This window comes from Alcanivorax sp. HI0044, from assembly GCF_001634945.1.
The window spans coordinates 1-714 of sequence record NZ_LWEZ01000987.1 but is presented as its reverse complement, the minus strand read 5'-3'; the positions used below and the strand labels follow the sequence as shown (position 1 = coordinate 714).

The 714-nt window shown below is 59.2% G+C and carries 1 protein-coding gene and 1 pseudogene; both read right to left on the bottom strand.

Annotated features, from left to right (window positions below; translation table 11 throughout):
• Positions 1-552 (bottom strand): PHP domain-containing protein (locus A3730_RS11650; protein WP_156501164.1); only part of this gene is annotated, 552 nt, incomplete at its 3' end.
• A pseudogene (gene rnhB / locus A3730_RS31600) lies at positions 549-714 on the bottom strand (ribonuclease HII); the annotation flags it as partial. The gene A3730_RS11650 and the pseudogene rnhB, both read right to left, overlap by 4 nt.

The window sequence follows — 714 nt, the reverse complement described above, 5'->3', positions numbered from 1 at the left end:
GCTGGCATGCAGGCAATCTTCGTCGCCCGGGCGCGAGGTCCGCTGCACTTCCAGATAGAAGCGGTCGCCATATACAGAGGCAAGCCAGCTCGCATACTGTTGTGCCTGCTCATACTTTTCAGCCAGCAGCAGTTGCCCCACTTCACCCTGGGAGGCAGCAGAAAGCACAATCAGCCCTTCGTTCAGCTCTGCTACCCATTCCGGCTTCACCAGCGCTCGGCCCCGGTCCTGGTTAGTTTGCCAGGCGCGACTGATAAGCAAGGTCAGGTTCTGGTAGCCCACTTCGTTGAGCACCAGAAACGACAGGCAAGCGGGCTCCTCTATGTGGGTGCCCTGCACCCACAGGTCGGCGCCCATCAGCGGCTTGATCCCCGCATTCATGGCATTCTGATAAAACTTGATCAGCGCAAACAGGTTCGAATCGTCGGTGACCGCCACCGCCGGGATCCGGTCATTCACGCAGGTCTTGATCAGTTCCTTGACCCGCACAACGCCATCGACCAACGAATAGTCAGTATGCAAGCGCAGGTGGACAAAACGGGGATCGCTCAAAACAGGTTCCCTTGTGCAATTGCGGTGGCGACCGGGCCAAAGGAGCGGCGATGCTCGGCCAGGGCGCCATGTTGTTCCAGGGCCGCCATGTGTACCGCTGTCGGGTAGCCTTTGTGGCGGTCGAAGCCATATTGGGGGTAGCGTTCGTGGAGCGCATGCATT